The organism is Janthinobacterium sp. ROICE36 (genome assembly GCF_002869965.1).
In the GTDB taxonomy this organism is placed as follows: domain Bacteria; phylum Pseudomonadota; class Gammaproteobacteria; order Burkholderiales; family Burkholderiaceae_D; genus Janthinobacterium.
In genome coordinates this window covers 47,310-54,291 of record NZ_PEBS01000040.1, presented here as the reverse complement: position 1 = coordinate 54,291, position 6,982 = coordinate 47,310, and the positions used below count along the sequence as shown (strand labels likewise).

The following is a 6,982-nucleotide window of genomic DNA, read 5'->3' as shown; positions in this document are numbered from 1 at the left end:
TAGCAAGAAGTGGACGATGCCAATACGGGACTGGAAAGCGGCACTGAACCGCTTCGCCATCCAGTTTGAAGACCGGGTACCGCAGACTTAAACGAAAAACCGTTTACACAGAATTCAGTACACCCCCGGGAAACGTGGATTTTCTCTTTTCTTACGCTCTGCCTCGGCCAACTTCGGCATCAACTCAACCTTACCGACAGGGTTGTCGCCCTTCATCAACGCCTTGGTACGAGCAAGCGAGAACATTTGGCTCAGTGCCCTTTTTACATGGCCGTCAACATATTTTTGTGACCATTTTTCGGGGGCGCTAAACAATTTGTATTCAAAGAACTTATACACGTCATTCGACGTTACTTCATCAAGAAGGACATCACCTTTGAAGTCAATGAACTTGTTCCAAATCGAGATTGCCATACTGAGTGGTTTGGGTCCCACCAATTTCGATTTGTAAGCGATGAATTCGTCATTCATGGCAGACAGGCACGTACCAGCTTGGGGGGCCATGCTCTGTTCAGCCGGTTGCTCGCCATTGTTGCGCGCAGCAATAAACTCATGGGCACTCTTCTCCGATTGTGCAAAAGCACGAATCAGGTCCGGGAACAGAGGGTCTGTTTGTTCGAGTTTATAACCCAAGGTGAGGCTCCAGTCATCGACCGCCTCAACAATATCAGCCCATCGCGACGAGGAGCGCCCTTGGGCCAAAATACTGCGCATGCCGGCATCGGTATGCTTGCAGAATGTCTCGATTTCACGAAGAAGTTCATCGTCAAGCCCGGCATCGCCGTATCGCTCTTTGTTGTCAGTATGGAGCCATGAGTTTAGACGAGCACCACATATTTGCTGAATGAGTGACTTCGTAAGCGGGGTCGACACCAACACTTCTGGCTTTACCGCCATTTCATGGAGGTCATGCCACTCGCGACGCTTCTTGGCAACAATTTCCGCGCCAATCACTTTTGCGCGGCGCAAGTCGGCAGTGCCGGTCGAGCAGCGAAAGGAATGGTCTTTTTTATTAAGGAAAGGCTGGATGGAGGTAGGTGCGGTAAGACGAACATAGTAGTTCACACTACGTCCGTCCTCACGACGATAGAGGTACTTTGGCAAGGCGTTTTCCTTATCTTTGTCACACTGTTTTGTCACACCTGTCTCCAAAAACGCTTTTAGAAACAGTAAGATAAGGGAAATCAACTACTTATGCAATTCTGGCGGAAGCGGTGAGATTCGAACTCACGAACAGTGTAACCCGTCGCTAGTTTTCAAGACTAGTGCCTTCAACCACTCGGCCACGCTTCCTGATGGCAGCATTATACATAAAGGTCAGTGGCTTACCAATGGCTAGTACTGTCGTGGTCCAATTTTTCCCAGCGGCAAGGGCCGTGGGCTCTACCTGCGCAGACGCCAAGGTAGAAGCCCTACAGGCCCCAGTTTTGCCGCAACGCTCTTTCAAACTCCACCGCCGGCAGCGGGCGCGAGAACAGATAGCCTTGCACTTCGTCGCAGCCAGAACTCTTCAGGAAGGCCAGCTGCTCCGCCGTTTCTACGCCTTCCGCGATCACTTTATGGTGCAGCTGCTGGGCAATGCTGATGATGGTACTGGCGATGGCGCAGTCGCTGGCGTCTGTCGGGATGCCGGTGGTGAACGAGCGGTCGATCTTGAGCGTGTTGATGGGGAAACGCTTGAGGTAGGACAAGCTTGAGTAACCGGTGCCGAAGTCGTCCAGTGACAGGGCTACGCCCAGCGCCGTGATGCGGTCCATGATGCCGATCACGCGCTCGATGTTGTGCATCAGGGTGCTTTCCGTGATTTCCAGCTCCAGCCAGGCTGCATCGAGGCCGTAGCGGGCCAGAGTAGTGGCCACCCTGGTGGGCAGGGCCGAGGTGAATTCGCGCGCGGAAACGTTGACAGCCAGACGGATGGGAGGCAGGCCGGCCAGTTTCCACGCCTGCGCCTGGGCGCAAGCCGCTTCCAGCACCCATTCGCCCACCTGCACCACCAGGCCCGTCGATTCGGCCAGGGGAATAAACTCGGCGGGTGGGATCATGCCGTGCTGCGGGTGGAGCCAGCGCACCAGGGCTTCGGCGCCGATGATGCGGCCGCTGCCCAAGGCGTATTTCGGCTGGTAGTGCAGCAACAATTGCTGTTCCGACAATGCCTGGCGCAAGCCTGTTTCCAGGCGCATGCGTGCCTGCATGCCCAGATTCATGTCCTGACTGTAAAAGGCCACGCTTTCCGCTTCGCCGCCGCTGTCCTGCTTGGCGCGGTACATGGCGATGTCGGCCAGGCGCAGCAGGGTTTCCGCATCCTGCCCATCCTGCGGGTAGACGCTGATGCCGATGCTGGCGCCCACGCGCAAGTCGTGGCCTTCGATCAGAAACGGTTGTACCAGGGAAGCGAGCAGCTTTTGCGCCACCATGCTGGCCTCGAAATGCTGGCCGATGTCGAACAAACCAACGGCGAACTCGTCGCCGCCCAGGCGCGCCACCAGGTCCTGGTCGCGCAATACCTTGCGGAAACGCAGCGAGACCTGGCGCAGCAATTCGTCGCCGATGCGCCGGCCCAGGGTGTCGTTGATCAGCTTAAAACGGTTCAGGTCGATAAACAGCACGCAGCCGAGCATCTTGCTGCGCTGCGCCACGGAAAGGGCCTGGTCGACCAGCTTGGCCAGCAAGGTGCGGTTGGGCAGGCTGGTCAGCGGGTCGTAATACGCCAGGTGGTGCAGGCGCTCTTCGGCCAGCTTGCGTTCCGTGATGTCCGTCAGGTAGGCGATGAGTCCGATGGGCTTGTCGTCCATGTCCTGCAGCGGCGACAAGGACAGGCTGGCCCAGAAGATTTCGCCTGACTTCTTTCGGCGGCGCACTTCCATCAGCCGTCCGCCCTGCTCCAGGAAGGCGTCGTGGAAACCCGTGTCTTCATCGTCGTACAGGAACAGGATGTTGCGCCCCACGGCTTCCACCGAGGTATAGCCGAACAGGCGCTCGGCGCCCTTGTTCCAGCTGGTGATGTAGCCGGTCAAGTCCATCGTCAGCACGGATTCATGCAACTGGTCGAGGATTTGCGTCTGCTGCGCCAGCAAGGCTTCGACTTGTGCGTAGGCATGCGTGGAACGTTGCGCCAGCGAATGCACCTGCAGCACACCGGCCGTCAGCAAGGCCAGGCTGGCCAGGTGGCGCCGGTCGACGTCGCTGTACAGGCTGCGTCCAGCCACGCTGAAATGGCCGAAGCAATGGCCGTCGAAACTGATTTCCTGCAGCAAGGCGGGCGTATCGCGCGCAAACAGCGCGGACGCTGCAGCGGCGTCCATGCTGGCCGCAGGCAGGAACTGGCCATGCGGGCTGGCCATCACGACACTGGCGATGCGGCCCAGTTCGGCCACCAGCGCGGGGCCACGCAAACGCACGACGGCATCGCACAGGGCGGCGCTGTCACCAAGGTAATCCGACACCGGCAGCAAGGTCATGCTACAGGTTCCGGCTGACCTGGATGGCCCATTGGTAGGCCTGTAGCAGGCTGCGCCAATAGGTTTCTCCATCGATGCCGGCAAGGCGCAAGCCTTCGGGCGGCGGCGTGGCGCTTTCGACCAGCGCCAGCAAGGTACCCAGCTCGCCATTGCGCTCCAGCAAGGCGTCGCTCACTTCGGGCGCCAGGTTCAGGGTGGCGATGATGTCCGGCATGGGCATGCCCAACAGGACGTCGAGCAGCGAAAACACGCCCGCCATGAAGGCCAGGTCTTGCGCATCGCGGTCGCCGCCGCGCAGCTGGCACAGCGCTTCCATCTGCGCCGCGCGCACGGCCGCCAGCGGCAGCAGCGCGTGGATCTTGCCATCGTCTTGCTGGCGCGCATACAGCAGCAGTTGCAGCCAGCGCTGCAGCTGGCGCCGGCCCAGCAGGGTGATGGCCTGGCTGAAGCTGATAATCGGCGCCGTGAAACCGAAGGAGGCTGAGTTGACCAGTTTCAATAAATGATAGCTGAGCGATGGGTCTTGCTTGAGCGGCACTTCCAGCTCGTGCGCGTCGGCATCGCGGGCCAGCAGGCCCAGCAGGCCCAGCAGACGCCGGCGCGAGGTGGCGTCTTCCGGCTCGCTTTGCTGGCGCGCATGGTGCAGGGCGTAATCGCCGGAAAACCAGCTTACGCCCAGCGCTTGCGAAGCAGCAAACTGCTCGGCGTCACCGATGTTGTAGGCCAGGTGCGGCCCAGGCAAGGGCAGCAGCTGATGCAGGGCCGGGCGTGCGCCCGCCGCGTCAAAACTCAGCGCGCGCGCGTCGACCTGCGCCGCCACCACGGCACCGGCATCGGCGCCATCGAGAAGGATGCGATAGCCGGCGTCGCGCCATTGCTGACATTTTTTCTGAATCTGCTTGTCGCCGGCAAACTGGGCCGGCAAACGGAAAATGGTGCGTTGCGGCGCCAGTTGCGCCAGCACGGCATCGTCCACGCCATGCGGGTCGGCCAGGGGAATAATGCAGTCGAGCGGCGCCAGGAAGGCATACGCATCGGCGGCTGCCAGCGCCGCCAGCAGCGGCGCCGTCGAGGCCTGCGGTACATGCAAGGTGACAGCGACCCACTCGTTATGAGCATTGGCCACTGCTTGTAATCCCACCAACGGAAACAGGTTTGATTCAGACGCTGACATCGGTATCTCAGTGTGGGTAGGGCGCCATAGTAAATAAACTGACCAGCATTGGCAACCCTGGCCCGACAGGGATGCCCTCGACAGTGAGAATCATTCTATCCGAATCTCACCCGTGAAACAGTTTAATTTTGGCAATAAATGTTCAAAAAGAACATTCCCCCGGGAGACCCGCCTGTCATGCGGGTTTGTAAAAACCCGCCGTGACGCCAGTGCCGTTCAGGCGCCGCCGCCATGCGCATGCTCGACCGCATATTTGATCAATTCGGCCTGCCCTTCGATGCCCAGTTTGCGCTTGATGTTCAGGCGGTGCGTCTCCACCGTGCGCACGCTCAGGTCCAGGTCGCGGGCAATCTGCTTGTTCGACTGGCCCGCCGCGATGTGCTGCAGCACTTGCTGCTCGCGCGTGGTGAGGAAGGAATCGTGCACTTGCGGGCGTGACAATTGCCGCGCCAGGGCTGCGCTGTAATAAATGCCGCCGGACATCACCGTCTCGATGGCGAAGACGATGTCTTTCCCTGGGGCATCTTTGAGCACATAGCCGCGCGCACCGGCGGCGATGGCTTGCGACACATATTCGAGCTTGTCGTGCATGGACAGGATCAGCACGGCAATCTGCGGAAACGCCTGCTTGAACAGCGCCGTCGCTTCGATGCCGTTGATGCCGCGCATATTGATATCCATCAACACGAGGTCCACCTGGTGAAGGCGCGCCTGGGCCAGCGCCTCGTCTGCACCGCCCGCCTCGGCCACCACGTCGAAATGCGCCACCTCCTCCAGGCGCGCGCGCAAGCCGTCGCGCACCAGGGGATGGTCGTCCACCAGCAGGATGTTGATCTTCTCGGTCATGTCTCGGTATCTTTGAATTAATGTGTCGGTGGAAGGGCGAGCCGCGCCAGCACTAGGGTGCCGGCCGGAGACGATGTGATGTGCAGGCTGCCGCCGATGGCTTCCATGCGTTCCGTCATGTTGCGCAGGCCGATGCCGCGCTGCGGATGCAGGGCGATGCCATCGAAGTCGAAGCCGCCGCCATTGTCGCCGATGCGCAACTCCACCGCCTTGCCCGCCTCGTGCAGGCTCACTTCCACGCTGCTGGCGTGGGCATGGCGCTCGCAATTGGTCAGCGCTTCCTGGGCGATGCGGAACAGCACGGTATTTACCATGTCGGGCAAGCCCTCGCCCGCCGCCGCCGGACTGGCCGTGAAACTGGCTTGCGCGCTGCTGCTGTCATTGAATTCGTGCACCAGGTGGTCGAGCGCGGCGGCCAGGCCCAGGTCGTCGAGGATGGCCGGGCGCAGGTTGTGCGAAATGCGCCGCACCTCGCCCAGTACCTTGTTCAGCTGCTCGGCGGCCCGTTCGAACGTGGCGGGCGCCTTGTCTTTCTGCTCGGCATTGCCGGCCAGGCGCGCGATGCCCGCCTCGATCTGCAATTTGATCGACACCAGCCACTGGCTGATGCCGTCATGCAAGTCACGCGACAGCCGCGCCCGCTCCTCCTCCTGCGATTCGACCACCCGCTGCGCCAGCACTTTCAGCTTGGCATCGGCCACGCGCAATTCGCGCAAGTTCAGCACCAGGCCGCTGGCGGCCACCAGCAGGGAGCCGAGGATGGCGATGGCGGCGATCAACTCCATGGTCGAGCGGATATTGCGCGACTGCTGGGCGTCCACCTTGGCCAGCGCCTGGTCCACGTCATCCATGTAGATGCCGGTGCCCATCATCCAGCCCCATTCCGGCATCAATATCACATAGCCGAGCTTGGGCGCGGACTTGTTCGTCGACGGCTTGATCCAGTTGTAGCGCTCGAAGCCGCCGCCGCTCTTCGCCCGCTGCATCAGGCGCTGGATGGTCAGATTGCCGTCCGCGTCGCGCAACTCCCACAGGTTTTGCCCCACCAATTCAGGCTGGCGCGGATGCATCAGCGACTTGCCCTGCAAATCATAGATAAAGAAATAGCCATCGTCGCCATAGCTGAGGGCAGACAGGATGCGCTTGGCGTCCTCTTGCGTGGCGGCATCCTTGCGCCCCGAACCATACAGCGAGGCGATGGAATGGCTGGCCAGGGTCACGTAATGCTTGAGTTCGGCTTCCTTGCTGGCCAGATACGCCTGTTGGATGGTGGCGCGCTGCTGCTCGGCCAGGGTGTTCGCTTGGTGCCGCACGGCAAATGCGATGGCGCACAGGGCGAGTATGAGCGGCGTGATGGCCAGGAAGATGACTTTCTGTCTGAGTTTCATGGCCTTGCGCGCTCCGGCGACGTCGATGCTGGTGGGAATGCGTGATTTTACGTCGCGGCGCCGCGATCGCCCTGCGTAGTAATACTGAGCGTTACTGCGTAGTCTTGCGCTTGCGG

Annotated in this window: 5 protein-coding genes and 1 tRNA gene; all 6 read right to left on the bottom strand. The window is 60.6% G+C overall.

The genetic code is table 11. The annotated features are described in order from the left end of the window. Positions 1-114 precede the first annotated feature (114 nt). Positions 115-1,188, bottom strand: coding sequence for a hypothetical protein (locus CSZ94_RS16900; protein WP_102122569.1), 1,074 nt, complete (start codon positions 1,186-1,188; stop codon positions 115-117). Between the two features lie 15 nt (positions 1,189-1,203). Further along, positions 1,204-1,293: transfer RNA gene (locus tag CSZ94_RS16895), tRNA-Ser, on the bottom strand. A 119-nt stretch (positions 1,294-1,412) separates the two neighbouring features. Next, positions 1,413-3,458 carry a putative bifunctional diguanylate cyclase/phosphodiesterase gene (locus CSZ94_RS16890; RefSeq protein ID WP_102122568.1) on the bottom strand — a complete coding sequence of 682 codons (2,046 nt, stop codon included), beginning with the start codon at positions 3,456-3,458 and terminating at the stop codon, positions 1,413-1,415. 1 nt (position 3,459) lies between these two features. Continuing rightward, positions 3,460-4,584 carry an EAL and HDOD domain-containing protein gene (locus CSZ94_RS16885; protein WP_308410569.1) on the bottom strand — a complete coding sequence of 375 codons (1,125 nt, stop codon included), beginning with the start codon at positions 4,582-4,584 and terminating at the stop codon, positions 3,460-3,462. Between the two features lie 264 nt (positions 4,585-4,848). Next, entirely contained in the window at positions 4,849-5,478 is a 630-nt protein-coding gene (locus CSZ94_RS16880) for a response regulator transcription factor (protein WP_102122566.1), read from the bottom strand. 17 nt (positions 5,479-5,495) lie between these two features. Continuing rightward, positions 5,496-6,866 carry a cache domain-containing protein gene (locus tag CSZ94_RS16875; RefSeq protein WP_102122565.1) on the bottom strand — a complete coding sequence of 457 codons (1,371 nt, stop codon included), beginning with the start codon at positions 6,864-6,866 and terminating at the stop codon, positions 5,496-5,498. Positions 6,867-6,982: the final 116 nt, after the last annotated feature.